Origin of the sequence: Streptomyces sp. NPDC088246 (genome assembly GCF_044741025.1) — a bacterium.
Classification (GTDB): Bacteria; Actinomycetota; Actinomycetes; order Streptomycetales; family Streptomycetaceae; genus Streptomyces.
Window position 1 is genome coordinate 31,821 of sequence record NZ_JBIURV010000019.1, and the last position, 24,019, is coordinate 55,839.

Consider the following 24,019-nt stretch of genomic DNA (forward strand, 5'->3'; position numbering starts at 1 on the left):
ATCATGACAACTTTCGTGATCGTGGATGCATTGACTCCAATTTGTATTCATTTTTGGCTTGAAACTGCAAATGAACCGTCAATTTCGCATGTGGAGGATGTGAAGGCTCTGTTACCTTCCGTGTCTGACTTGGATCTTTCTGTCCACTGGTGGGGAGCTCGGGACATGGTGTGGGGTGGGCGCGTCCGTGCTGGACGCATAGGGCGGCGGGTGCGGCTGATCGCTGTGCCCCTGGCCGTGTTTCTGTTCGCAGGTTTGCTTGCCGGTCCCGTCGTGGCCGCTGCGGAGCTGAGTCTGCTGAATCTCAAGAAGCCGGATCCCGTTCAGACCTCGCTTGTGGAGAAACGATCCGCCTCCAAGCCGGATCAGACGATCAAGCACCCCTGGAAGGAACCACGGGTCAGCTGGCCTCAACCCGGCACCGTGACGTCGGCCGTCCCCGACGCGGGCTCCGGCAAGGTAGGCGCTCTGCCCGTCCGCGTCGGCCGTCCGGAAAGCGCCAACAGCAGGGGCGCAACCGACCGTGCCAAGAAGGTCCAGGGCCTCAAGGCCGCCCCTCGTGTGGCGGGACCGGACCGGGTTCAGGTCCAGGTGCTCGACCGTGGGACGACCGAGAAGGCTGGTGTCGACGGGGTCCTGCTCGCCGTCCGTCCGACAGCCGGCGCCTCGGGCTCCGTGAACGTGGAACTCGACTACTCCGGCTTCCGCCACGCCTACGGCGGTGACTGGGCCTCCCGCCTGACCTTGCGCACACTTCCGGTCTGCGCCCTCACCACCCCGAGTAATAAGGACTGCAAAACTGGCAGCGCATTGCCCACGGGCAATGACACCAAGGCGGGCTCCCTTACTGCCGAGGTCTCCCTGCCTGCCGCGGCTGCGTCGCTCCGGAGCGCCGACCCGGGCGACACTCCGGTCGGCCTCGCTTCGACGCCGGCCGTCGCCGAGGGCACCGTGCTGCTGGCGGCCACCGCTGCGGATTCGGGCCCCTCGGGGAGTTTCAGCGCGACTTCCCTCGCACCGTCCGCCTCATGGGCCGCCGGCGGCTCGAACGGCGCCTTCTCCTGGAACTATCCGATCGACGTCCCCAAGGTCCCCGGAGGGACGGCCCCCGACCTGAAACTCGGATACTCCTCTCAGTCGGTCGACGGACGCACCGCCGCTACGAACAACCAGGCGAACAGCATCGGCGACGGCTGGTCGATGGAGCCGGGATACATCGAGCGCCAGTACATCTCGTGCAGCGACGACACCGCCAACAGCAACACGACCGCCAAGGTCGGTGACCTGTGCTGGAAGACGGACAATGCGGTCATCAACCTCGGCGGGCAGTCCAACACTCTGGTCAAGGACTCGACTTCGGGTGAATGGCACCTGGAGAGCGACGACGGCACAAAGATCGCCAAGCTCAAGAACACCGCCCTCGCCAACGGCGACGACGATGGTGAGTACTGGCGGGTGACCACCCCGGACGGCACCCGCTACTACTTCGGGTACAACAGGCCCGACGGCTGGGCCGCAGGCAAGGACGAGACCAACTCCGCCTGGACTGTGCCGGTCTTCGGCAACCAGACCGACGAGCCCTGTCACGCCGCGGCCTTCAAGGACTCCTGGTGCCAGCAGGCGTGGCGCTGGAACCTCGATGTGGTCATCGACACGCACGACGACGCGATGGTCTACTACTGGGACAAGGAGCCCAACTACTACGGCCTGAACGTGAATCCCACGACCGGCGCTTCCACCGCCACCCCCTACGACCGGGGCGGATATCTCAAACGCATCGAGTACGGGCTGCGCTCCAACACCATGTACTCGGCCAAGGCGGCGGCCAAGGTCGACTTCACCCACTCCGAACGATGCCTGAGCGACTGCGGCACCTTCGACAAAGCGCATGCGAAGAACTGGCCGGACGTACCGTTCGACCGTTACTGCGCTTCGGGCACAGAATGCAAGGGCCGCTACTCCCCGTCCTTCTGGAGCCGCAAGCGGCTGACGACCATCGCCACATCGGTCCTGACCGGCGGGACGTACAAACCGGTCGACACCTGGAAGCTGGACCACTCCTTCCCTCCCACCGGCGACGGCAGTGACCCAGCCCTGTGGCTGACCTCCGTCACCCGCACCGGCCACACCGGAACCGGCGACGTCACCCTCCCGGCCGTGAACTTCAAGGGCCTCACCCTCCCCAACCGGGTCGAGGGCGCCACCACCGGCGGCAAGCCCGACCCCGTACCCCCCTTGTGGCGCTACCGCGTCTACGGCATAGACACCGAGAGCGGCGGATCCCTCGGCATCACCTACTCGGAGACGGACTGCAAGGCCGGCAGCGTGCCCGCCCCGGAGTCCAACACCCGGCGCTGCTACCCGGTGAAATGGTCGCCGCCGGACGCTCCGGGCGCGGAGTACGAGCCCTACCTCGACTGGTTCCACTCCTATGTGGTCACACAGATCCTGGAGAACCCGAACACCAAGGGCGCCGTCGCCAAGCAGACGGATTACTCCTACCTGGACGGTATGGCCTGGGCCAAGTCCAAGGACGACGAGTTCACCAACGCCAAGCACCTCACCTACAGCGACCGCAAGGGATACGGCCGCGTGCAGGTACGCACCGGAGCCGCACCCGAGAAGCGCACCCTGCAGGAATTCCGCTACTTCCGCGGCATTGACGGCGCCTCGGTCAAGGACCAGGAAGGTGTCTCGGTCACCGACAAGGAACCCTTCGCCGGCATGACCCGCGAACTGGCGGTGTACAACGGTGACGGCGGGAAGCTGGAGTCCACCACCAGTTACGAACCCTGGCTGTCCGCCGCAACGGCCACCGAGAAGCGGCCGGAGAACCTGCCCGACCGCAAGGCGTATGCCACCGGCGGAAAGAGCGAACAGCTCAGGACCGCTGTCGGATCGGGCTGGCGGACCACCAGGGTCGAGCGGACCTTCGACGAGGTCGGCCAGGTCCTGACCGAGTCCGATCTCGGCGACACGGCCAAGAGCGGCGACGAGGAGTGCACCACCACCACTTACGCCCGCAGTGCGGCCAAGAACATCCTCAATCTGGTCGCCGAATCCAGGACCGTGGCCAAGCCTTGCGGTACAGCCCCGAAGCTTCCCGACGACCTGGTCTCGGCCGAACGTCACTACTACGACAACGCGACCAGTCTGACCGCCGCGCCGGTCAAGGGTGATGTGACCCGGCTGGACGAGCAGGACGACAAGGGCACCGGCTACCTCACCACTGCCGCCCACACCTATGACCAGCACGGCCGTGAGAAGACCTCGACCGACGCACTCCTGAAGACGACGAAGACCGACTACGTACCGACCACCGTCGAGGCCCCGACGTCGGTCACTGTCACCAATCCGCGTGGCCACGTCACCACCACGACCTATGAGCCGGCGCGCGGAGTGGCCATCGCCGAGGTCGACCCGAACAACAAGCGCACCGACGCCGTGTACGACGGACTCGGCAGACTGCTCAAGGTATGGCAGCCCGGCTGGGCCATGGCGGACCATGCGGGCAAGCCGTCGGCCGAATACAGCTACACCATCTCCAAGACGGCCGACAACGCCGTCACCACCAAGACGCTGAAGCAGAACGGCGACTACCGCACCACCTACAGCCTGTACGACAGGCTCCTGCGCGAGCGCCAGACGCAGGCCCCGGCCACCGGTACCCAGAACCGGATCATGACGGAAACCATGTACGACACCCGTGGCTGGGCCTGGCAGTCGTACGCCGCCTACTACGCCGACGGCCTGCCCGAGGCCAAGCTGGCAACCGCCGCCGTCAACACCGTCCCCACCGCGACCCAGAACATCTACGACGGGACCGGCCGGGTCACCGACGCGCTGTCCGTCAAGTTCGGTGACGAACAGTGGCGCACCACCACGGTGTACGGAGGCGACCGCACCACGGTCGTTCCGCCGAAGGGGGGCACGGCCACCACCACCGTGACCGACGCCCGCGGGCGGACCACCGAACTGCTCCAGTACACGGACGCAGCACGCACCACGTCGCAGAGCACCACGTACGGCTACGGCAAATACGACGAGCCCACCACCGTCACCGATCCGGACGGCAACACCTGGCGCTACACGTTCGACAGCCGCGGTCAGAAGACGGTCGTCGACGACCCCGACGCCGGGATCACCCGCACCGAATACGACAAGCTCGGCAGGGCGACCACCGTTACCGACGCCAGTGAGACCGCTCTGACCACGGAGTACGACGAGCTCGGACGCAAAACGAAGGTAAAGCAGGCTGACACCGTGCTTGCCTCCTGGAACTACGACACCCTCGCCAAGGGGCAGTTGACCAGCAGTACGCGCTATGTCGACGGTGCCGCCTACATCACGGCGACCGACGAGTTCAACGACCGCTACCAGCCGACCTCCACCACGGTCACTGTTCCGTCGCAGGCCGGCAGCACTGCTGGCACGTACACCTGGACGTACGGCTACAAGGCCGAGACGGGCGCCCTGCTCTGGACGCTCAACCCTGCCGTCGGCAACGTTCCCTCGGAACGGGTCATCACCAACTACAACAGTGATGACCAGCCCTTCCGTACCAGCGGACAGAACGGGGCCCTGGTCGGCAACACCCTGTACGACGTGTTCAACCGCCCTTCCCGTCTGGAATACGGCGCTACCCTCGGCAAGAAGGCCTACAAGTCCCTGGTGTACGACGAGCACACCGGCCGCCTGGTGCAGCAGACCGCCGACCGTGACCTGGCGCCGCAACGCGTGGACGACACCACCTATGCGTACGACCCGGCCGGCAACGTCACCGGAGTCACCACCGCCAGCGGTCAGGACGCCCAGAAGTCCGTGGACACCCAGTGCTTCGCCACCGACCTGCTGGGTCGGCTCACCGAGGCCTGGACAGCAAAGGCCGACTGCGCCCCCACCGGTCCGGCCGCGGCGGCGGTCGGAGGCCCCGACGCGTACTGGCAGAGCTACGGCTACGACAAGCTCGGCAACCGCACCAGCCAGACCGACCACGCCACCGCCACTGCCGGTGCGGACGTCACCACCGAATACACCCAGCCCGCTCCCGGTGCCAAGCGCCCGCACGCGGTTCAGCAGACCAAGGTCACCGGCGGCCCCGACAACGGCCGCACCACCACCTTCGAGTACGACAACAACGGCAACACCACCAAGCGCACCACCGGCTCAAATGTCCAGGACCTGAAGTGGGACGCCGAGGGCCACCTCGCGACCCTCACCGAGGCCGGCAAGACCAGCAGCTACGTCTACGACGCCGACGGCAACCGGCTCATCGCCAAGAACGCCGACGGCTCCAGCACCCTCACGCTGCCCCAGGGCAACGAGCTCACCGTCTCCGCCAACGGCACCAAGACCGGTACCCGTTACTACACGCACAACGGCGAAACCGTGGCCGTCCGCACCGGCGCGACCACCTCGTACCTCATCAGCGACCACCAGGGCACCGCGATGACCGCCATCACGGTCGGAACTCTCGCCCTTACCCGCCGCAAGCAACTCCCCTTCGGACAGCTCCGCACCACCCAGTCGGCAGCCTTCGGAACCCGAGGCTTCGTCGGCGGCACCAACGACCCCACCGGTCTCACCCACCTCGGCGCCCGCGAATACGACCCCACCCTCGGCCGCTTCCTCTCCACCGACCCCGTCATCGACGTCAACGACCCGGCGCAGATGAACGCGTACAGCTACGCCCACAACAACCCCCTCACCAAGTCCGACCCCGACGGCCTCCGCCCCGACGGCCCGGCCGGCGGTGCCTCGTACAACGACGACGCCTGGGCACGGGACCGCGGAATGAACGCCGGCTACACCAAGAAGGGCAGCAAGTGGGTCTGGAACCAGACCCCGATGAAGGACAAGGAATCCCAGAAACGCTACGCGGCGTACCGGGCCAACCCTTCCGGGTATCTGATCAACGATTCCTATGCGGAGCAGCGAAAGAAGGAGGCGGCGAAGTACCGGGCGCAGGCCAAGGCCAGGGCAGAAGCCGAGCAGCGCAGGAGGGACGGGATCCTCGGCAGCATCCTCAAAGGCAACTACGGGGCAGCATGGAGCATGTCTCAGCCAGCCTTGAAGGGTGTCATGGGGAAATTCAACAAGCTGCAGAGTCGGGTCACTGGTGCTGCGTACGAAACCGCTGCGATGCTCGGGGGAGCCGAATGCTTCAAGGATCAGGGTCTGACTGTCTGCCAGACGGCTCTGCCCATGTACGGCCGAGGGGGAACGAACGTGGGCGGGACCTATGTCACGGGATGGGATGACGAGTATGTCGTCCCGGAGCGACTGGAGCATGAGAGGGTCCACACGAAGCAGTGGGATCGGGCCGGGCTCGCTTTCGTACCGAAGTACTTCATGGCTGGACTCGATCCCTGTCACAACAGGTATGAGATCGCGGCCGATCTGGGTAAGGGCGGGTACTCTTCGTGCTGAGTAGAGTCCGGGGGAGAGTATGGATTGCCGCGGTGGCCCTTGCCGTCGCCCTTACTTCTTGCGTAGGCCCGGGTCCGAGTTCCGTGCGGTTCGGGTACCGGCTGGATGATCGGGGGAACGTGGTGATCGCCTCCCCTCTCTGCCCGATGGATGAGGTTTCCGGAGCTGAAATCACCATCCGTGTCAAGCGCGGGGATACGAGCAGTTCCGAGAAGTTGTGGGAGGCCAGGGGGGCCGCTTCCGAAGAGGTGAAGCGGGGCGTCTTCACCGTGGGGACGTCAGACAGTTTTCGCCAGGAAGGAAAGCCTCTCGCAGGGGCACTTCCCGAGGGCTTCTATGTCGGGGTCAAGGAATCGTCACGTGACGGTAAGTCGAATTCTGCCAGAGGCGACTGGATTGATCTGTCAGCTCAGTCGCCACGTCCCCTGAAAGCAGGGGAGTATCTGACGTCGAAAGGGAAAATCGTCAGCCGGCAGTGGGTGAATGATCAGCTGGCATGCGGAAAGGGGTCGTGAGGCCCCGCAGCGCTGCCCTCGCCCGCGGCGAGGGCAGCGGCCCTTGCGGTTCGCCGCGCCGGGGAGCGGTCGGTGGAGCGCTGCCGCCGTCAGTGGCGGGAGCGGGGTGAGGAGGGTGTCCGGTCGAAGGGTTCGACAGGGCGTCCGAGGCTTTCTGTAGCCCAAATAGCGAAGCGTGAGCGGGAGTTGGAGCGTGGTCCGCTGGCTCACGATGGGCGGACCAGGGGTGGACGCTGGCGCGGGTGAAGACGTTGATCGGGCGGTTGTTCCACGTCAGCTACACGGTGGAGGGGACATGGCGGCTGTTGAGGCGTCATGGTTTGGTCCTGGCAGCAGCCGGCCCGGCGGGCGATCGAACGTGACGACAGCGCGGTGGAGTTGTGGAAGAGGCAGGTGTGGCCGCAGGTAAAGGCACGGCGGCGGTCCGCGGAGCCTGGATCGTCTGCGAGGACGAGGCACCGTCTTCCACTTCCCCTCTTACGCACCTGACCTCAACCCGCAAGAGGGCATCTGGTCACTGGTGAAGCGGACCATCGGCAACCTCGCCGCCGCCAACCTCGACCAACTCGCCACCGCCGTGAAGCGCAGCCTCAAGAAAGCCCAATACCGCCCCCCACCTCATCGACGGCTGTCTCATAGGCACCGGCCCGGCCCTGACCAGCTGACACAATCAGGTCGACATCACCGTCGTGGCCGTCCCGAAAAGGGGGCAGTGAGCGGGACACACCCGACCTCGTGGACCTCACACCGGCCGAGATTCGACGTCTGCTGGCAGTTGGACCCCACCGCCGCGCTCCGGACCGCGACCACGCGATGACGTGGTCCCACTGGCGTCGCCGCCACCAAGCACGCGCCCGCCGCTGCCACTACACACGGCGCGGTCACACCTTCGTGGGACCACCCGGCAAAGACAGCCCCACCCCCGATTCCAACCCGCTACACTCCCCACGCCCAAGCCGTTGACCAGCACGAATGAAGAAGTCCGGCTGGAGTACTAATACTCCAGCCGTAGATCGTGATCTTGCTGGTGATGTGACTGGGCGCCCCAGTCAGCCGATTGGCGCAGTTGGCCGCTCCGGCACTCAGAGTCGCCTGTCCGAAGCCGGGCGCCGGCGTAGCTCGGGGCCTTCAGTGCCTGCTGGATCGCGTGCTGCACGTCACCACAAGAGTGTCAAGATCAGGATCAGCACGGCGGGCATACATAGCATCGTGGCCAGGTGGCTGAACAAGGCCCGCGTCATTCCCAGCACGGAGAACAGCATCAGCCCGCCCGCGAGCCAGCACCCAAAGATCTGGCCCGCGAGAGTCTGAGCGGCGGTCTCCTGCTCCCGGGTAGCGGCCTCGAAGTTCAGTACCCCGCCGATCATCATCAAGAAGAGCACGCCACAGAGCAGCAGGTTCCCCACGCCGACGATGACAGCGACCGGCTTGTCTGCCCGGCGTACTCGTCTCCAGAGTTGTATGGCGCTCATGGGCACGGGAGCCTATCCAGGGGTGCACCCACGACTGTCAACTGCGGCCATCTGTGACCATCGGTGTGTGAAGACAGAAGAACCCGCGGCGGCCGAGAGGGACAGTGTAGACCCTGCCCGCTGGCAGGAGGGCTTCGAGGTCCTGAGGCCCCGGATAGCGGGCCGGTTCGCGGGTCGAACCCCGGCGCCGGGTGCGGGGCTTGGTGCTGGGCCCGCTGTCGGACCTGCCGCACAAGAATTGCTGGAGCATCGCCGAGTGGGCCGGGGAGGCCACCCCGGACGGCATGCAGCACCTGCTCGGCCGGGCCAGGTGGGATGCCGACGCCGTGCGCGACGACGGGCGTGAGTACGTACTGGAGCACCTGCGCGACGAGGATGCGGTGCTGGTGGTCGATGAGGCCGGGGACGTGAAGCGAGTTCATCGTAGAAACGCGCGACCGAGGAAGCCTCGGACACGACGCTGAGGCCAACGATGCCGCCACACAGTCGCGGTCTCTTTTCAGGACTTGAGCTGCGCCGTACACCCCGTGTCGGCGATCACGAAGTACCCCGCCGGTGACTCCTTCAGCGTGTGCGTGACGAAGACGTTGTACAGGCCCATGTTCTCGTTCGAGCCGTTGGCGTGGCGGTTCCGGCGGTGAGGCCCGAGTCCGTGTACGTCGTGGAGGTGGGGGAGGCGACCTTTGTGCCGTTGCGGTAGAGCGCGTACGAGGCTGCGTCCGGGACCGTGTTCCAGGACAGTGAGGCGCTGTTTGCCGTGACGCCTGTGACCTGCAGGCCGGACGGGGCGGGGAGTTGGCCGCCGCCACCGGGTGTGCCCCGGTCCAGGCCCCAGAAGACGCCCGTGTAGTACGTCGAGCAGATGGCGTTCAGGAAGTACGCCGCCGTGCTCCCGCACTGGTCGGTGCCCGAGCCGGGGTTCACCGCCAGGCCGTGGCCCATGCCGGAGACCGAGTACGTCTGGACGGCGGGCTTCCCGGAGGCGTCGTTGTATGTGCTGCGGGTCGTGTTGCCGGGGAGGGCGTCCGTGGACGACGGGGTCTGGCCGATGCCCCAGACATCCGTCCACTGGTCGCGCAGGGCCGTGGCGTTGGCGGGGTACACCGTGAAGTCGGACGTGCCCTGCCAGATCGCCACGCGGGGCCAGGGGCCCGAGTAGCCCGGGTAGGAGCCGCGTACCTTGTCGCCCCACTGCGCGGGCGTCAGCTTCTGCGGGCCCGTCTGGCAGCCGGACGCGGCCGCCTGGCTCGTCGCGCACTGGGCGGGCAGACCCGAGGCCACGGAGCCGCCCGCGAACACGTCCGGGTACGCGGCCAGCAGGTCGGCGGTCATGCCGCCGCCCGCCGAGAGGCCGGTGACGTACACGCGGCGGCCGTCCGAGCCGTGACGCTGCTTCGCGTGCTCCACCATCTGCACGATGGAGGCGGCCTCGCCCTTGCCCCTGGTGTCCTCGGCCGGATCGAACCAGCCGAAGCAGGAGAGCGAGTTGTTGGCGGACGTGGTCTGCGGGAAGACCACGGCGAACTTCCACAGGTCGGCGTATTTCGGCCAGCCCGAGTTGGTGTAGTAGTCGTTGGCCGTCTGCGTACAGCCGTGCAGGGCGATCACCAGGGGTGCGCCCGCGGGCAGATCGGCGGGGGCGTACTCGTACATCTGCAGGTTGCCGGGGTTCGTGCCGAAGCCGGTGACCTGCTGCAGGCCGCCGGCGGCAGCGGCGGGCCGGGCGGCGCCCACGGTGCTCAGCGTCGCCGCGACGAGGGCGAGGACAGCCGTGGACGCGACGCGCCGGAGCAGGCGTCGCAGGATCGATGGGCGCACGGGGGCCTCCCTGTTCGGAACGTGCGGGCGTGCGGACTGTTGCCGGAACCTACGAGTCCGGGCCGCCCCGGCCCATGGGGCGGGCTGACATCCCTCGGGCCCCGCTGTGTGCGGCGCCGCCCTTGCGCCGCGAGCACCGGCGGGGAGCGGGCGCTGACATCGAGTGCGCTCGAAGATGCGTGCTCCCGGCCGGCAACGCCCGCACCCGAGAAGGGCTGTCGGGAGGGAAGCAGGTATGCGCTACCGCACGATCGGCACGGACCCGAAGACCCGCCGCGAGGCGAGTGTGCTCTCTTGGACCGCGTCCGGTTGTCCGACTCGGTCCGGCTCCCGCTCGCGCGCCGCGTCGGCCGCCCCACTCACCTGCCTGAACGAGGCGCGCTACGGCATCGTGCGGGGCGTCACCGGCTCCGCCCGCTCCATGCCGCAGGCCCGTACGCGTGGGCTGTCCGCCATCGGAGCGTAGACGCTGGACCCGCGACCGGCCTCCTCAGACCTCGACCCCCGTCGCGAGTTCCTGTCGCACCCGTGCCGCGGCGCCGACCGGTACGGCGTCGGCCCCCAGGGCGGCCCTGACCAGCCGGACAGGGTGGCCGCTGACCGGCGGGTCGGCGGCCAGCGACGCCAGGATGAGGGGGTTCAGCAGGGGCCAGGCGTGGCTGACCCCGCCGCCGACCACCACCGTGGTGATGTCCACGACGCCCGCTGTCATCACGATCGCCCGGGCGATCCCGGCACCGGCGGCCCGGTACACCGCGAGGGCGTCCTGGTCACCGTGGCCGGCGGCCTGTGCGACCTCGCGGGCGGTCAGCCGCCGGCCGGTGCGGTCCGCGTAACGGGCGCCGATGGAACGGCCGGAGGCCAGGGTCTCCAGATGGCCCCGGCCGCCGCACGAGCAGAGCAGATCACCGAAGCCGGGGATGTGCCCGATCTCGCCGGCCGCGCCGTGCGGCCCGGCGAACAGCGCGCCGCCGGTCCACAGCGCGCCGCCGACCCCGGTGCCCAGCGTCATCCCGAGGACGTCCGACTCGCCGCGCACGGCGCCGCCGGACACCTCCCCGTAGAGGAAGGCGTTGACGTCGTTGTCCAGGAACGCCGGGACGCCCAGCGCCTCCTCGACGGCGTCCGTCACCGCGAAGCCGGCCCAGCCGGTGAAGGAGTCGCTGGCCACCAGGATGCGGCCGGTGGCGGAGTCCACCACACCGGCCGCGCCGACCCCGCAACCGGCGAGCCGGCCGGGGGTGCGTTCCAGCAGCGGGGCCAGCGCGGCGAGGGCCGCGCCGATCATGGCCCGGCCGCCGTCGGCCGCCGGGGTCGCCACCTCCGCGCGGTCCAGTACGGTCAGGTCCTCGGCGCAGACCACCACCTGGGTCGTGGTGCCGCCGATGTCCACTCCGGCGAAGAGCGTACGGTCACAAAAGCTCATACCTGCGCCTCCGTCCGGCCGGCTGCGAGGGTGGCCAGACGTTCGGCTCTGCGGCCGCGCTGGATCACCGGGTCGGGCACCGGCACGGCGGCCAGCAACCGGCGGGTGTAGTCGGTCTCCGGGTGCAGCAGGGTTGCCCCGGTGGGGCCCTGCTCCTCGATCCGGCCGGCCCGCATCACCACGACGCGCTGCGCGAAGTGCTGTACGACGGCCAGGTCGTGGGAGACGAAGAGACAGGCGAAGCCCAGCTCGTGCTGGAGCTCGGAGATCACTTCGAGCACCGCCTCCTGCACGCTCACGTCGAGCGCGCTGGTGGGCTCGTCGGCGACCAGCAGCCGGGGCTCCAGGACCAGGGCGCGGGCCAGGCTGACCCGCTGGCGCTGACCGCCGGACAGCTCCCGGGGTGCGCGCCGGGCGAGTTCACGCGGCAGCCGGACCCGGTCGAGGACGTCGGCGACCTTGCTCCGGCGGTCCTTGGCGGAGAGCTCGCGGCGGTGCACCCTGAGCGGCTCGGCGACGCATTCGCCGACCGTCATCCGGGCGTCCAGCGAAGCCACCGGGTCCTGGAGGACCACACCGATACCGGCCCGCAGCGCCCGGCGGGCCCGGGACCGGGTACGGCCCAGGTCGGTGCCGAACAGCGAGACGGTGCCGGAACTCGGCGGGATCAGACCGAGCGCGACCCGGGACGCGGTCGACTTGCCGGAGCCCGACTCGCCCACCAGGCCCAGGGTCTCCCCGGCGTGTACGGCGAGCGAGACCCCGTCCAGGGCGCGCACGGCGCCCTTGCCGCGGCCGAACACCACGGTGATGTCGCGGAGTTCGACCACCGGGTCGGTGTCCGGGCGGGCGGCGGCGGCCGGCGCGGCCGGCCGGCCTTCCTCGGCGACCGACAGCCGGGGCACCGCGGCCAGCAGCCGCTCGGTGTACTCGTGGGACGGGCGCAGCAGTACGTCCTCGACCGGTCCGGTCTCCACGATCTCGCCGTGGTACATCACGGCGACCCGGTCGGCGAAGTCCGCGACCACGCCCATGTTGTGGGTGACCAGCAGGACGCCGGTGCCGGTCTCGACGGCGAGCCGGCGCAGCAGGTCGAGGATCTCGGCCTGCACCGTGACGTCCAGCGCGGTGGTCGGCTCGTCGGCGATCAGCAGGGCCGGTTCGTTGGCGATGGCCATGGCGATGACCACCCGCTGGCGCTGTCCGCCGGAGAGCTGGAAGGGGTAGGCGGTGGCCCGCCTCTCCGGCTCCGGGATGCCGACCTTGCGGAGGAGTTCGACGGCTTCGGCGGCGGCCTCCTTGGCGGACACCTTGCGGTGGTTGCGGATCACCTCGGCGATCTGCCTGCCGATCCGGGTCAGCGGGTCGAGCGCGGTGGCCGGCTCCTGGAACACCATGGAGACGGTCCGGCCGCGCAGCGCCGCCAGGTCGGTCTCGCGGGCACCGACCACCTGGTGGCCGGCGATGGTGGCGCTGCCGGTGGCACGGGCGTTGCCGGCCAGCAGGCCCATCGCGGCCAGCGCGATGGTGGACTTGCCGGAACCCGACTCGCCGACCAGGGCGAGCGTCTCGCCGGGGCGGACGTGCAGGGAGACACCCCGGACGGCCGGCACCTCGCCGGTCTCGGTGGTGAAGACGACACCGAGGTCGTCGAGTTCGAGAATCGGCCCGGCCTGCGGGGCGGCGGAGCCCTGGGTGGCGGTCATCCGCGTCCCCTCACGTCGAATGCGTCGCGGAGTCCGTCCCCGATCGCGTTGAACGCCCACACCACCAGGATGATGGCCAGGCCCGGCGGCAGGATGAGCCACCAGTAGCCGGAGTAGGCGGCGGTGAGACCGGCCGAGAGCATGCCGCCCCAGTCGGTGGCCGGCGGCTGGACGCCCAGGCCCAGGTAGGAGACGTAGGCGACCAGCAGGATGGCGTCGGCGATCTGGAAGGTGGCCGCGACGATGATGGTCGAGACCGAGTTCGGCAGGATGTGCCGGGTGATCGCCCGGGCGTGCGTCCCCCCGATGGCCCGCAGGGTCAGGACGTAGTCGCGGTTCTTCAGGGAGAGCGTCTCGGCCCTGATCAGCCGGGACGGCACCAGCCAGGAGACGAAGCCCAGGAGGACGATCAGTCCGGTCAGGCCCGGGGTGGTGATGGCGGAGACCACCAGCAGGATGAAGAGCGCCGGGATGGCGATCCCCGCGTCCACGATCCGCATCATGACCGCGTCGACCCAGCCGCCCGCGTAGCCGGCGACGGCGCCCCACAGGGTGCCGATCACGGTGGCCAGGATGCCTGCGGCGAGACCGACGATCAGCGACACCTTGCCGCCGTACATCAGCCGGCCCAGCTCGTCGTGGCCGACCGCGTCGGTGCCGAGCCAGTGCGAGCCGCTGGGGGCGAGGTTGACCTGCTGGAGCATCGTGTGGGTCTGGTCGGTGGAGTACACCAGCGGACCGGCGAAGCAGAGCAGGAAGAAGAGGACCACGACGCCGAGCCCGACCACGGCGAGCCGGTTGCGCAGGAAGCGCCGGACGGCGAGCCGGGCGCCGGACGCCGTGGCGGCGGCGGTGGCCGTGCCGGGCGCCTGGCCCGGCTGGATGACGGCGCTCATGCCCGGCCTGCCTTCACTCGGGGGTCGATGATCCGCTGGACGATGTCGGCGAGCAGCGTGCCGACCACCGTGGCGGCCGCGATGACCAGCACGCAGCCCAGCAGCACCGGGTAGTCGGAGGACTGCGCGGCGGTCCAGAAGAGCAGCCCCATACCGGGGTAGTTGAAGAGCTGCTCCACCACCAGGGCGCCGCCGAACAGCACCGGCACGTAGTAGCCCAGCATGGCGACCACCGGCGTCAGCGAGTTGCGGAACACATGCCGCCACAGGATGGCGCGGGAGCGGGAACCGCCGGCCCGCGCCGTCCTGACGTAGTCCTCGGAGAGGTTCTCCAGGGTGGCCGCCCGCATGTAGCGGCTGAACACCGCGATCATCGAGGCGGCACCGGCGACGACCGGCAGCACCAGCGCCTGCGGTTCGGAGAACACCTGGGCGAGCGTGTCCCCCTGCGGGGCCTGGGACGGGAACCACGGCAGCACCTGGCTGAACACCAGCACCAGGATCAGCCCGAGGAAGTACACGGGCGTGGAGTAGGCGATGAAGCTCAGCGTGGTGATGACGTAGTCGACCGGCTTGTTGCGCCGGACGGCCTGCCACATGCCCAGCGGGATGGCCAGCGCGAGGCCGAGAAACGCCGACAGGGCGGTGAGGAGCAGGGTCTTGGCCAGCCGCTCGGTGATGAGCTGGGAGACCGGCTCATTGAGGGTGTACGAGGTTCCGAGGTCGCCGTGCAGCAGCTGGTTCAGGTAGTAGAAGTACTGCACGGGAAGTGGCTTGTCGAGGCCCTGCTCGTGGTTGAAGGACGCGATCTGCTGCGCTGTGGCCTGCGGACCGAGGATCCCGCGAGCGGGACCCCCGGGCAGGGCGTGCAGCAGACCGAAGACCACGATCGTCACGATGACGATCACCACGACGGCTTGGAGGACCCGCCTGATCAGGTACGAGGAAGTGCTCATGTGTTTTCCGGTCGCTTCGGCTCAGTGGTACGCGGGGTCACCGGCCGGGCTCACTTGGTCGTCCACTTCCACATGGCGGGGTGGAAGTTGGCGAGCGAGTCCTGGGCGAAGCCGTCCAGGCCCTTCTTGACCACGGAGACCTGGTAGTCCGGCTCCGGCAGCCAGACGACCGGGAGGTCCTTGGCCAGGGCCGCGCTGTACTTCTGCACCGCCTCGTCGGAGGAGGAGGTGGTGGTCTGGGTGATCAGCTTGTCCACGGCGGGGTTGGAGTAGCTGCCGAAGTTGGAGCCGCCGCCGGTGGCGAAGAGCGAGTCACCGCTCGGGTAGGCGGGGAAGTACCAGCTGCCCGCGGTGCCGAAGAACGACAGCTGCCACTTGCAGCCGGGCTGGTCGGCCTTGCACTGGCCGGCCTGCGAGAGGACCGAGTTGACCGGGGCGGTCTTGATGGTGAAGTCGATGCCTGTCTTGGCGAACGACGACTGCAGGGCGCTCATCATGTTGTCGGTCACGGTCGAACCGGACTGCGAGAGCACCTGCATCCGGAACTTGGTGCCCTTGTCCACGCCGGCGCCGCACTGGTTGTCGCCGGTGCCCGGCGTGGTGCACACCATGGTGCCGTTCTGCTCGGTCCAGCCGTGGCCGGTCAGCAGCTGCTTCGCCTTGGCGGTGGAGAACGGGTACGGGTTGTTCTTCTGCTCCGACGAGACGAAGGACGAGCTCTGGCCCTGCGGGATCGGGCCGTAGGTGGAGACCGCGGTGCCGTTGAAGACGACCTTGGAGAGGGTGGTCTGATCCACCGACATCTGGATCGCCTGGCGGGCGTAGAGCTGCTTGAACACCGCGCCCATGGCGGGGTTGTTGAAGTTGTAGGGCATGTACGTGATGGCCCAGCCGGACCACGGCTTCACCGTGTAGCCCTTGGCGGTGAAGGACGACTCCTGGCTGAGGTTGGTGGCGTTGATGTAGCCGTAGTCGACCGTGCCTGCCCGCAGCGCGTTCTCCTCGGCGTCCGTGGTGGTGAACGGCAGCAGGTTCACGGTCTTGATGTTGGCCTTGCCGCCGCCGTCGTACTTGGCGTTGGCCGTCAGCTGGACCTTGCCGGCCGTGGAGAACGACTTGATGGTGTACGGGCCGCTGACCGTCTTCCAGAGCGGGTCGGTGGCGTAACCGGAGATCTTCTTGGCGGCGTCGTTCAGGTACGTCCAGACCTTCTTGGCACCCGCGGCGGTGCGGTCGAGGTCCGACACCGTGCCCGAGTCGCTGGTCTTGTCCCAGACGTGCTGCGGCATCGGGCGGATCATGCTCAACTCGTTGGCGAGCATCCACTGCTGGTTGTACGCCTGGTCGAAGGTGATGGTGAAGTGCGTGTCGTCGACGACCTTCAGCGAGGTCCAGTTGTCCGGCGCCTTGCCCGGGCTGTAGCTGGCCCAGTCGGCCTTGTTGGCCTTGACCAGGTTGAACCAGAACTCCACGTCGCGGGAGGTGATCTGCTTGCCGTCGCTCCAGTGCCGGTCGCCGAGCGTGATCGTGACGCTCTTGCTGTCCTTGGCGAAGTCGGCGGCGGTGGCGAGCGAGTTGTCCTTGTTCCAGCCGACCTTGCCGGTGGAGCCGTCGTACGCGATCAGCGGCTCCCAGAGGGACTGGGATATGGAGGAGTTGTTGGTGTTCAGGTGCGCGGCGGTGCCGACCGGGAGGATCCAGTTCGGCGTGAAGTTGGCCGGCAGCGCGTAGTTGATGGTGTCCGACGAGCCGGAGGCGGACGACGAGGTGCCGCCCCCGGAACAACCGGTCAGCAGAGCACCCGCGGTGACAGCGGCGCCCGCGACAAGGGCCCAGCGGCGGCTGTTCGCCGTGTGAGCAAGGAACATGACTCTCCTCAGAGTGAAAGGACCCGTATGCCCGGGACCGGCACTGCGTTCACGACAGCTAACGCCGGACACACCGAAGAAACAAACAAGAATTAGTAAAAAGTAAGTTACTACGCCTCCGAAAAAAGCCCTCTCGCCTCGATCGCCTCTCTCCGTTGGGGGTATTTGGGTGGATTGAATGGGTTTCAGGTCGGACCTACTTCCTTCGCGAAGCTGTTCCCCCGTGCCGGGCGCGGGCGTATTGTCTTCGCCACACCCACAGTTGCGGAAGTTACTTCGTACATGACTGAAATAAGTGCATGGGACCGCAGGGCCGCAAAGGGCACGCCGGCCCTCGCCGCGCGGGTCCTGGAACTCGTCGCATCGGGCCAGGCCTCGTCACGCGCCGAACTCGCCGGACTGCTGGGGGCCGCAGCCTCCACCATCTCTCTCACCGTGGCCCATCTGGTGGAGCGCGGGCTGATCGCCGAGGAGGGCACCCAGTCCTCCACCGGCGGGCGCCCCCGCAAAGTGCTGAGACCGGGAAGCAACGACGAGTTCGCGGTCGCCGCCGATCTCGGCGGCCGGCACGCCCGGATCGGTGTGGTGCTGCCCGGCGGCGGTCTGACCGATGTCTCGACCGTCCCCTTCGTGATCGCCGACGGCCCCGAGGCGGCTCTGCCCCGGCTCGCCGAGACCCTGGAGGCGCTGGCCGAGCAGCGTGGACGTGGCCGGCTGCGCGGGGTCGGGCTCTCGCTGCCCGGGCCGGTGGACATCGCGTCGGGGTCGGTCGTCCTGCCGTCGCGGATGCCGGGCTGGAACCGTTTCCCGGTCACCGCCTGGCTGGAGGAACGCTTCGGCGTCCCGGCCGCCGTGGACAACGACGCCAACTGCATGGCGGTCGGCGAGCACACCGTACGGCCCGCCCAGCGCCGGCAGACGATCATGGTGAAGATCGGCTCGGCGATCGGCGCCGGCGTCATCGTCGACGGACGCCTCTACCGGGGCGCCACCGGCGCGGCCGGCGACATCACCCACATGCGGATCGACGCCGGCGCCGACATCCCCTGCTCCTGCGGCAACACCGGCTGCCTGGAAACCGTGGCGTCCGGCGCCGCCCTGGTCCGCATCCTGCGCGAGCGCGGGGCCGACGTCAGCAGCCCCGAGGACGTGGCCCGGCTGGCCATGGACGCCGACCCGGAGGCCACCCGCGCGGTCCGCAGGGCCGGCGACTACCTCGGCCAAGTGCTCGCCGCCAACGTCAACTTCTTCAATCCGGACGCCGTCTACCTCGGCGGCATCCTCTCCACCCTGGAACCGTTCGTCGCCGCCGTGCGCAGCCAGCTCTACGAGAGCTGCCACCCGCTCGTCACCGAACACCTCGCCATCGAGCGGGCCAGCCTCGGCGCCGACGCCGGACTGGTCGGCGCCGGGCAGTTCGCCCTGCAGCGCTCCCTGGCCCGCGCCCTGAGCGAGGCCGGCGCCGCCGACCAATTCCGCGCCCCCGCGCCCCGTCACGTCTGACGCCCCACCCCTACGAGGAGCCATGTCGCAATCCCGCACCGCCGCAGCCCGCCCGGTCATAGCCATCGCCGGACTCGGCATCGAGTCGTCCACCTTCTCTCCCGCCCGCACCCGGGCCGCCGCCTTCCACCCCTCGCGCGGCGCCGAGGTGCTGGGCCGCTACCCCTTCCTGGCCCCCGGTGAGGAACTGCGCGAGGCGGCCGACTGGCACGGCGCCCTGGTCGGCAAGTCGCTGCCGGGCGGCACCGTCACCGCCGCCGCCTGGGCCGAGCTGACCGACGAGCTGATCGAACGGCTCGCCGCGCTGCCCCGGCCGGACGGCCTCTGGTACGACATCCACGGCGCGATGACCGTGGAGGGCATCGACGACGCCGAGGCGGTGCTGCTGGAGCGCATCCGCGCCACCGTCGGCCCCGACGTGATCATCTCCACCTCGATGGACCTGCACGGCAACGTCTCCCGCGAACTCGCCCACGGCAGCGACCTGATCACCTGCTACCGGATGGCCCCGCACGAGGACCACATGGAGACCAAGGAGCGGGCCGTCCGCAACCTGGTGGACCTGCTGGCCTCCGGCGCGCCCCGCCCGGTCAAGGCCTGGGTGCCGGTGCCGGTGCTGCTGGCCGGCGAGCAGACCTCCACCCGGATCGAGCCGGCCAGGAGCGTGTACGCGGCCGTGGACGAGGTCGAGGCCATGGACGGCGTGATCGACGCCGCGATATGGGTCGGCTACGCCTGGGCCGACGAACCGCGCAACCGCGCCGTGGTCGTGGTCACCGGCACCGACCGGGCCGCCGTCTCGGCCGGTGCCGAGCGCCTGGCCCAGGGCTTCTGGAAGGCCCGCGACGACTTCGACTTCGTCGCCCCGACCGGCACCTTCGACGGCATCCTGGACGAGGCCCTGGACTCCGACCGGCGCCCGTACTTCATCAGCGACACCGGGGACAACCCGACCGCCGGGGGCGCCGGCGACATGACCTGGGGCCTGACCCGGCTGCTGGCCCGCCCGGAGTTCCAGAAGGACGACGGTCCGACCGTCATCTACGCCTCGGTGCCGGGACCGGCCGCGGTCGAGGCCGCCGTCGCCGCGGGTGTCGGCGCCACCGTCACGGTCACCGCCGGCGCCGAGGTGGACGACCGGCACGCGGGCCCGGTCACCCTGACCGGCACGGTGCACGCCATCCGGCACGGCGACCGCGACGCCGAGACCGAGGTTGTCGTCCGGGTCGGCAGCGTGTACGCGATCCTCACCAAGCTCCGCAAGCCCTACCACCACGAGCACGACTTCACCGACCTGGACCTCGACCCGCGCCGCGCCGACATCGTGATCGTGAAGATCGGCTACCTGGAGCCCGAGCTCTTCGACATGTCGGTCGGGTGGAAGATGGCGCTCACGCCCGGCGGTGTGGACCAGGACCTGGTACGGCTTGGCCACCACCGCATCCGCCGCCCGATGTTCCCCTTCGACCGCGAGATGGCCGACCCGGATCTGTCGGCCCGCATCATCTCCGCCTCCGACCAGCCGCTGACCGGGGACGACGAGTGACCGCACGTACCGCCCTGGAGATCGCCGTCACCTCACCGGCCGGCGCCCGGACCGCCCGGGAGAACGGCGCCGACCGGGTCGAGCTCTGCGCCGCCCTGGAGCTGGGCGGCCTGACCCCGTCGGCAGCCCTGGTGGAGGCGGTCGCCGGGGAGGGGTTGCCGGTGCAGGTGCTGGTCAGGTGCCGGCCCGGCGACTTCGTGCATGACGAGGAGGAGATCGCGCTCATGGCCGCCGAGGTGCGGTCCGTCATCGCCTCCGGTGCCTCCGGCGTGGTGATCGGCGCGCTGACCGCCGACGGCGCCCTGGACACCGTGGCGGTCGCCCGGCTCGCCGAAGCGGCCCGCGCCCCGGGCCGCCCGGTGGACATCACCCTGCACCGCGCCATCGACCAGTCCGCCGACCCGGTGGCCACCGCCGCACTGCTGCCTTCACTCGGTCTCACCCGGGTCCTCACCTCGGGCGGCGCTCCCGCCGCGGCCGAGGGGCTGGCGGTGATCGCCGCGATGGCCGCCGCCGCACCCGGGGTGCAGGTGATGGCCGGCGGCGGCGTGCGCCCCACCGACATCCCGGCCCTGACCTCAGCCGGCGTCGCCGCTGTCCACCTCTCCGCCAAGGCCAGGGCGCTGCCCCGGCGCGGCGGAAAGTGGATACCGCTCGGCGCCGGGGGCGCGTCGGCCGAGCAGGACACCCACTTCGTCACCGATCCCGAAGTGGTGGCCGAGGCACGACGGGCGGTGGAGGCGGCGGGCTGACCTCGGACCGGGGCACGAGCCGGCGGTACCCGACGGACTCGCCCTGCCCCGTCTCGGCAGGGGCCCCGGCACCGTGCTCCTCGGTCGCGCAGCCGGACGAGAGCCCGGCCGCGGTGGACCTGGAGCCGACCACGGAGCAGCGGGCGGCGTTGGACGTGGCCCGCTGACGGCCCGGGACCGGACCCGCACCATGTACGCCGCCACCATGCCGGCGTGCGACGGTGTGTGCACCGACCCCGTGTGACGTGGGCTTCGGCCTCCTTACGGTGACGACCATGGAGACTCCTCAGAGCCCGGACCACGGGCCCGCCCAGCAGGCCGCCCCGCCCACCGTTCCGCCGCCCGCCGCAGGTCCCTCGCCGTCGCCCGCGGACCGGCTCCTCGCCGGGCGCACCGCCCTGGTGACCGGTGCCGCGAGCGGTATCGGGCGGGCCTGCGCACAGGCCCTGGCCGCCGCGGGCGCCCATGTCCATGTGGTGGACAAGGCCGCAGACGCCGCGAAGAGCCTGGCGGAGGCGATCGGCGGGACGGCGTGGGTGGTCGATCTCTCCGTCCCCGACGCGGTGGACACGCTGCCCGCCGACGTGGACGTCGTGGTCAACAACGCAGGGCTCCAGCACGTCGCCCCGGTGCACGAATTCCCACCGGACCGCTTCGCGCTGATCCAGCGCGTCATGGTGGAGGCCCCGTTCCGCATCTTGCGCCGGACCCTGCCGGGCATGTACGAACGCGGCTGGGGGCGCGTGGTCAACATCTCGTCCGTGCACGGCCTGCGGGCCAGCCCCTACAAATCGGCCTACGTGATGGCAAAGCACGCACTGGAGGGGCTCAGTAAGGTGGTCGCGCTCGAAGCGGCGGTACACGGGGTGACGAGCAACTGCGTCAGCCCCGGGTACGTACGCACCCCCCTGGTCGAGAACCAGATCGCGGACCAGGCCCGTACGCACGGCATCTCCGAGGAAGAGGTGGTGGGCCGGGTCATGCTGGAACGCAGCGCGATCAAGCGCCTGATCGAACCCGACGACGTCGCCGAGGCCGTGCTGTGGCTCTGCGGACCGCGTACCGGGCACATCACCGGCACCTCGCTCTCCATGGACGGCGGCTGGACCGCCAACTGATCCCCCGCCCCCTACGAACGATGGCCGCCCATGTCTGAACCGTCCGCCTCCGCCGCGCCCCATCTGCGGCGCCTCCTCGACCTGCTGGTCGACGACGCCCCCGCCGAGGCGGTGGGCGCCGTCTCCTCGCAGGCGCGGGCCGCCGGTGTGCCCGCGGGTGATCTGGCGGAGGTGGAGCGGGCCACCGCCACCGCCCTGCGGATCAGGGGCGTCCTGCGGCAGCACCGGCGCCGGGAGCTCCAGCTCACCGCGCTCTTCGACACCGCGGGCGACCTGGCCGCATCCCGCGACCTGGACGACGTGCTGAAGGCGATCGTCCGCCGAGCCAGGATGCTGCTCGGCACGGACACGGCGTATCTCACGCTCCCCGACGAGGAGGCGGGGGACACCTATATGCGGGTCACCGACGGGTCGGTGTCGGTGCTTTTCCAGCGACTGCGGCTGGAGCTCGGCCATGGGCTCGGCGGTCTGGTGGCGCAGACCGCGAGCCCGTACGCGACCCCCGACTACCGCACCGACGACCGCTTCCACCACACCCGCAACATCAACGCCGGGGTGCTGGACGAGGGGCTCGTGGCCATCCTCGGCGTGCCCCTGCTTCTCGGCTCCAGCCGCGGCGGCACGGGAAAGGTCATCGGCGTCCTCTTCGCGGCCGACCGTGCCCCCCGCGTCTTCAGCCCCGACGAGGTCGCCCTGCTGTGCTCGCTCGCCGCACATGCCGCGATCGCCATCGACACCGCCCGCGCACTCGCCGACACCCGGTCCGCGCTGGACGAACTGGCCGAGACCAACGCCGAACTGGCCGAGGCCAACGCGGCCGTACGGGCCCACTCGGCGGCGATGCGGCGCGCCGAGGAGTCCCACGACCGGCTGACCGATCTGGTCCTGCGCGGCCGCGACGTCAAGGACGTCGCCGCGGCGGTCGCGGGGCTGCTGGACTCCCCGCTCACCATCCACGACCCGGGCGGGCGGCCCCTGGCGGCGGTCCGGCCCGACGGTGCGGACTTCGCCGCCGACAGCATGGACGCCGGGTGGCTGGCCGAGACCGCCGAGGAGTCCCGTACGGGTGCCCGCGCCGTGCACCGCGACGGCCGGTGGATCTGCGCGGTCCTCGCCGGACGGGAACTCCTGGCCGGTCTGGTCCTGCACCGGCGTGAACAGCTCGACGACTCCGACCGGCGGCTGTTCGAGCGGGCCTCGGTGGTCACCGGACTCCTTCTGCTGCTGCGGCGCACGGTCGCCGAGACCGAGAACCGGGTCCGCGGAGAGCTGATCACCGACCTGCTGACCGACGCGGACCGCGACCCGGCCGGACTCGCCGAACGCGGCCGACGCCTCGGCATCGACCTCGACCGCCCACATCTGCTGCTGGTGGCCGAGGGCGGAGCCCGGGAGCGGCTGGCCCCTGCCGCGATGCGCTATCTGTTCGGCGGGGACATCCACGGGGTGAGCGCCGAACACGCGGGGAACGTGGTGCTGTTGATAGAGGCCGACGACCCCGGCCCGGCTGTCGGTGACGCGGCACGCGCGGCGGCGGCCCAGCTCGGCCAGCTGATCCAGGCCCCTGTCACCGTTGCCGCCACCGGGCCGGCCCGTGGCGCCCGGGAGCTGGCCTCCGCATACGGGGAGGCAGCCCGCTGCCTGCGCGCCATGCGGGTCCTCGGGCGTGCGGGGGAAGGCGCGTGCGTCGACGAACTCGGCTTCCTGGGCGTGGTGTTGGGAAACGCCCAGGACGTCGACGGCTTCGTCACGGCGACACTGGGGCCGCTGCTGGAGTACGACGCGCAGCGCGGCACGCATCTCGTGCGTACCCTCGGTGCCTATTTCGGGTCCGGGGGCAGTCTCATCCGCGCCAAGGACGAACTTCACGTGCACGTCAACACGGTGGTGCAGCGGCTGGACCGGGTGCAGGTGCTGCTGGGGCGGGACTGGAACGAGCCCGGGCGGGCGCTGGAGCTGCAACTCGCCTTGAGGTTGCATCTGTTGGCGGGCGGCCGGGAGCGGTAGAGGCCGT

15 protein-coding genes and 2 pseudogenes are annotated in these 24,019 nt (G+C 69.6%); 10 read left to right on the forward strand and 7 right to left on the reverse strand.

The annotated features are described in order from the left end of the window. Positions 1-237: 237 nt before the first annotated feature. From ACIPEK_RS25090 to ACIPEK_RS25100, 3 genes are all read left to right on the forward strand, one after another. The gene (locus ACIPEK_RS25090) at positions 238-6,429 is read left to right on the forward strand and encodes an RHS repeat domain-containing protein (protein WP_402000016.1); all 6,192 of its coding nucleotides are present in this window, start codon (positions 238-240) and stop codon (positions 6,427-6,429) included. Positions 6,430-6,548: 119 nt separating this feature from the next. Continuing rightward, positions 6,549-6,944 carry a hypothetical protein gene (locus ACIPEK_RS25095; RefSeq protein ID WP_402000019.1) on the forward strand — a complete coding sequence of 132 codons (396 nt, stop codon included), beginning with the start codon at positions 6,549-6,551 and terminating at the stop codon, positions 6,942-6,944. 242 nt (positions 6,945-7,186) lie between these two features. Then, positions 7,187-7,306 carry a winged helix-turn-helix domain-containing protein gene (locus ACIPEK_RS25100; protein ID WP_351253412.1) on the forward strand — a complete coding sequence of 40 codons (120 nt, stop codon included), beginning with the start codon at positions 7,187-7,189 and terminating at the stop codon, positions 7,304-7,306. Positions 7,307-8,101: 795 nt separating this feature from the next. Here the strand turns inward: ACIPEK_RS25100 and ACIPEK_RS25105 are convergent. Beyond that, positions 8,102-8,416, reverse strand: a complete 315-nt coding sequence (locus tag ACIPEK_RS25105) for a hypothetical protein (protein WP_402000022.1) — start codon at positions 8,414-8,416, stop codon at positions 8,102-8,104. Between ACIPEK_RS25105 and ACIPEK_RS25110 the strand changes: the two are divergent. Continuing rightward, positions 8,415-8,832 (forward strand): annotated as a pseudogene (locus ACIPEK_RS25110) (transposase); the annotation flags it as partial. The gene ACIPEK_RS25105 and the pseudogene ACIPEK_RS25110 sit on opposite strands and share 2 nt — an antisense overlap. An 83-nt stretch (positions 8,833-8,915) precedes the next feature. Here ACIPEK_RS25110 and ACIPEK_RS25115 read toward each other — a convergent pair. After that, positions 8,916-10,234, reverse strand: a pseudogene (locus ACIPEK_RS25115) (PHB depolymerase family esterase). Positions 10,235-10,469: 235 nt separating this feature from the next. Between ACIPEK_RS25115 and ACIPEK_RS25120 the strand changes: the two are divergent. Continuing rightward, positions 10,470-10,700 (forward strand): hypothetical protein, encoded by a 231-nt coding sequence (locus ACIPEK_RS25120; RefSeq protein ID WP_402000025.1) that lies wholly within the window; start codon positions 10,470-10,472, stop codon positions 10,698-10,700. Between the two features lie 24 nt (positions 10,701-10,724). Here ACIPEK_RS25120 and ACIPEK_RS25125 read toward each other — a convergent pair whose 3' ends face one another. From ACIPEK_RS25125 to ACIPEK_RS25145, 5 genes are read right to left on the reverse strand one after another with little or no spacing between them, the layout of a single operon-like run. After that, on the reverse strand, positions 10,725-11,660 hold the full coding sequence (locus ACIPEK_RS25125) for an ROK family protein (protein WP_402000028.1): 936 nt from the start codon (positions 11,658-11,660) through the stop codon (positions 10,725-10,727). Beyond that, a complete protein-coding gene (locus ACIPEK_RS25130) occupies positions 11,657-13,366 on the reverse strand; it encodes a dipeptide ABC transporter ATP-binding protein (RefSeq protein ID WP_402000031.1) in 1,710 nt (569 codons plus the stop codon). The genes ACIPEK_RS25125 and ACIPEK_RS25130 overlap by 4 nt, the downstream gene beginning before the upstream one ends. Continuing rightward, a complete protein-coding gene (locus tag ACIPEK_RS25135; protein WP_266745898.1) occupies positions 13,363-14,262 on the reverse strand; it encodes an ABC transporter permease in 900 nt (299 codons plus the stop codon). The genes ACIPEK_RS25130 and ACIPEK_RS25135 overlap by 4 nt, the downstream gene beginning before the upstream one ends. Further along, a complete protein-coding gene (locus tag ACIPEK_RS25140; RefSeq protein WP_402000034.1) occupies positions 14,259-15,218 on the reverse strand; it encodes an ABC transporter permease in 960 nt (319 codons plus the stop codon). The genes ACIPEK_RS25135 and ACIPEK_RS25140 overlap by 4 nt, the downstream gene beginning before the upstream one ends. Before the next feature lie 50 nt (positions 15,219-15,268). Continuing rightward, positions 15,269-17,086, reverse strand: coding sequence for a peptide ABC transporter substrate-binding protein (locus tag ACIPEK_RS25145; RefSeq protein ID WP_402000037.1), 1,818 nt, complete (start codon positions 17,084-17,086; stop codon positions 15,269-15,271). 282 nt (positions 17,087-17,368) lie between these two features. On the opposite strand from ACIPEK_RS25145, the gene ACIPEK_RS25150 reads away from it, so the two are divergent. From ACIPEK_RS25150 to ACIPEK_RS25170, 5 genes are all read left to right on the forward strand, one after another. Continuing rightward, on the forward strand, positions 17,369-18,589 hold the full coding sequence (locus tag ACIPEK_RS25150) for an ROK family protein (protein ID WP_402000040.1): 1,221 nt from the start codon (positions 17,369-17,371) through the stop codon (positions 18,587-18,589). A gap of 22 nt (positions 18,590-18,611) precedes the next feature. Further along, entirely contained in the window at positions 18,612-20,135 is a 1,524-nt protein-coding gene (locus ACIPEK_RS25155; protein ID WP_402000042.1) for a M81 family metallopeptidase, read from the forward strand. Beyond that, positions 20,132-20,887, forward strand: coding sequence for a copper homeostasis protein CutC (locus ACIPEK_RS25160; protein ID WP_402000045.1), 756 nt, complete (start codon positions 20,132-20,134; stop codon positions 20,885-20,887). Before ACIPEK_RS25155 ends, ACIPEK_RS25160 begins: the two co-directional genes overlap by 4 nt. 275 nt (positions 20,888-21,162) lie before the next feature. Beyond that, a complete protein-coding gene (locus ACIPEK_RS25165) occupies positions 21,163-22,005 on the forward strand; it encodes a 3-hydroxybutyrate dehydrogenase (protein ID WP_402000048.1) in 843 nt (280 codons plus the stop codon). 30 nt (positions 22,006-22,035) lie between these two features. Next, positions 22,036-24,012: a helix-turn-helix domain-containing protein gene (locus ACIPEK_RS25170; protein ID WP_402000051.1), complete on the forward strand. Its 1,977-nt coding sequence runs from the start codon at positions 22,036-22,038 to the stop codon at positions 24,010-24,012. Positions 24,013-24,019: the final 7 nt, after the last annotated feature.

Coding starts and splice junctions, on each gene's coding strand:
- ACIPEK_RS25105 (WP_402000022.1), bottom strand. CDS start 8,416: ATGAGCGCCATACAACTCTGGAGACGAGTACGCCGGGCAGACAAGCCG.
- ACIPEK_RS25120 (WP_402000025.1), top strand. CDS start 10,470: ATGCGCTACCGCACGATCGGCACGGACCCGAAGACCCGCCGCGAGGCG.
- ACIPEK_RS25125 (WP_402000028.1), bottom strand. CDS start 11,660: ATGAGCTTTTGTGACCGTACGCTCTTCGCCGGAGTGGACATCGGCGGC.
- ACIPEK_RS25130 (WP_402000031.1), bottom strand. CDS start 13,366: ATGACCGCCACCCAGGGCTCCGCCGCCCCGCAGGCCGGGCCGATTCTC.
- ACIPEK_RS25135 (WP_266745898.1), bottom strand. CDS start 14,262: ATGAGCGCCGTCATCCAGCCGGGCCAGGCGCCCGGCACGGCCACCGCC.
- ACIPEK_RS25140 (WP_402000034.1), bottom strand. CDS start 15,218: ATGAGCACTTCCTCGTACCTGATCAGGCGGGTCCTCCAAGCCGTCGTG.
- ACIPEK_RS25145 (WP_402000037.1), bottom strand. CDS start 17,086: ATGTTCCTTGCTCACACGGCGAACAGCCGCCGCTGGGCCCTTGTCGCG.
- ACIPEK_RS25150 (WP_402000040.1), top strand. CDS start 17,369: ATGACTGAAATAAGTGCATGGGACCGCAGGGCCGCAAAGGGCACGCCG.
- ACIPEK_RS25155 (WP_402000042.1), top strand. CDS start 18,612: ATGTCGCAATCCCGCACCGCCGCAGCCCGCCCGGTCATAGCCATCGCC.
- ACIPEK_RS25165 (WP_402000048.1), top strand. CDS start 21,163: ATGGAGACTCCTCAGAGCCCGGACCACGGGCCCGCCCAGCAGGCCGCC.
- ACIPEK_RS25170 (WP_402000051.1), top strand. CDS start 22,036: ATGTCTGAACCGTCCGCCTCCGCCGCGCCCCATCTGCGGCGCCTCCTC.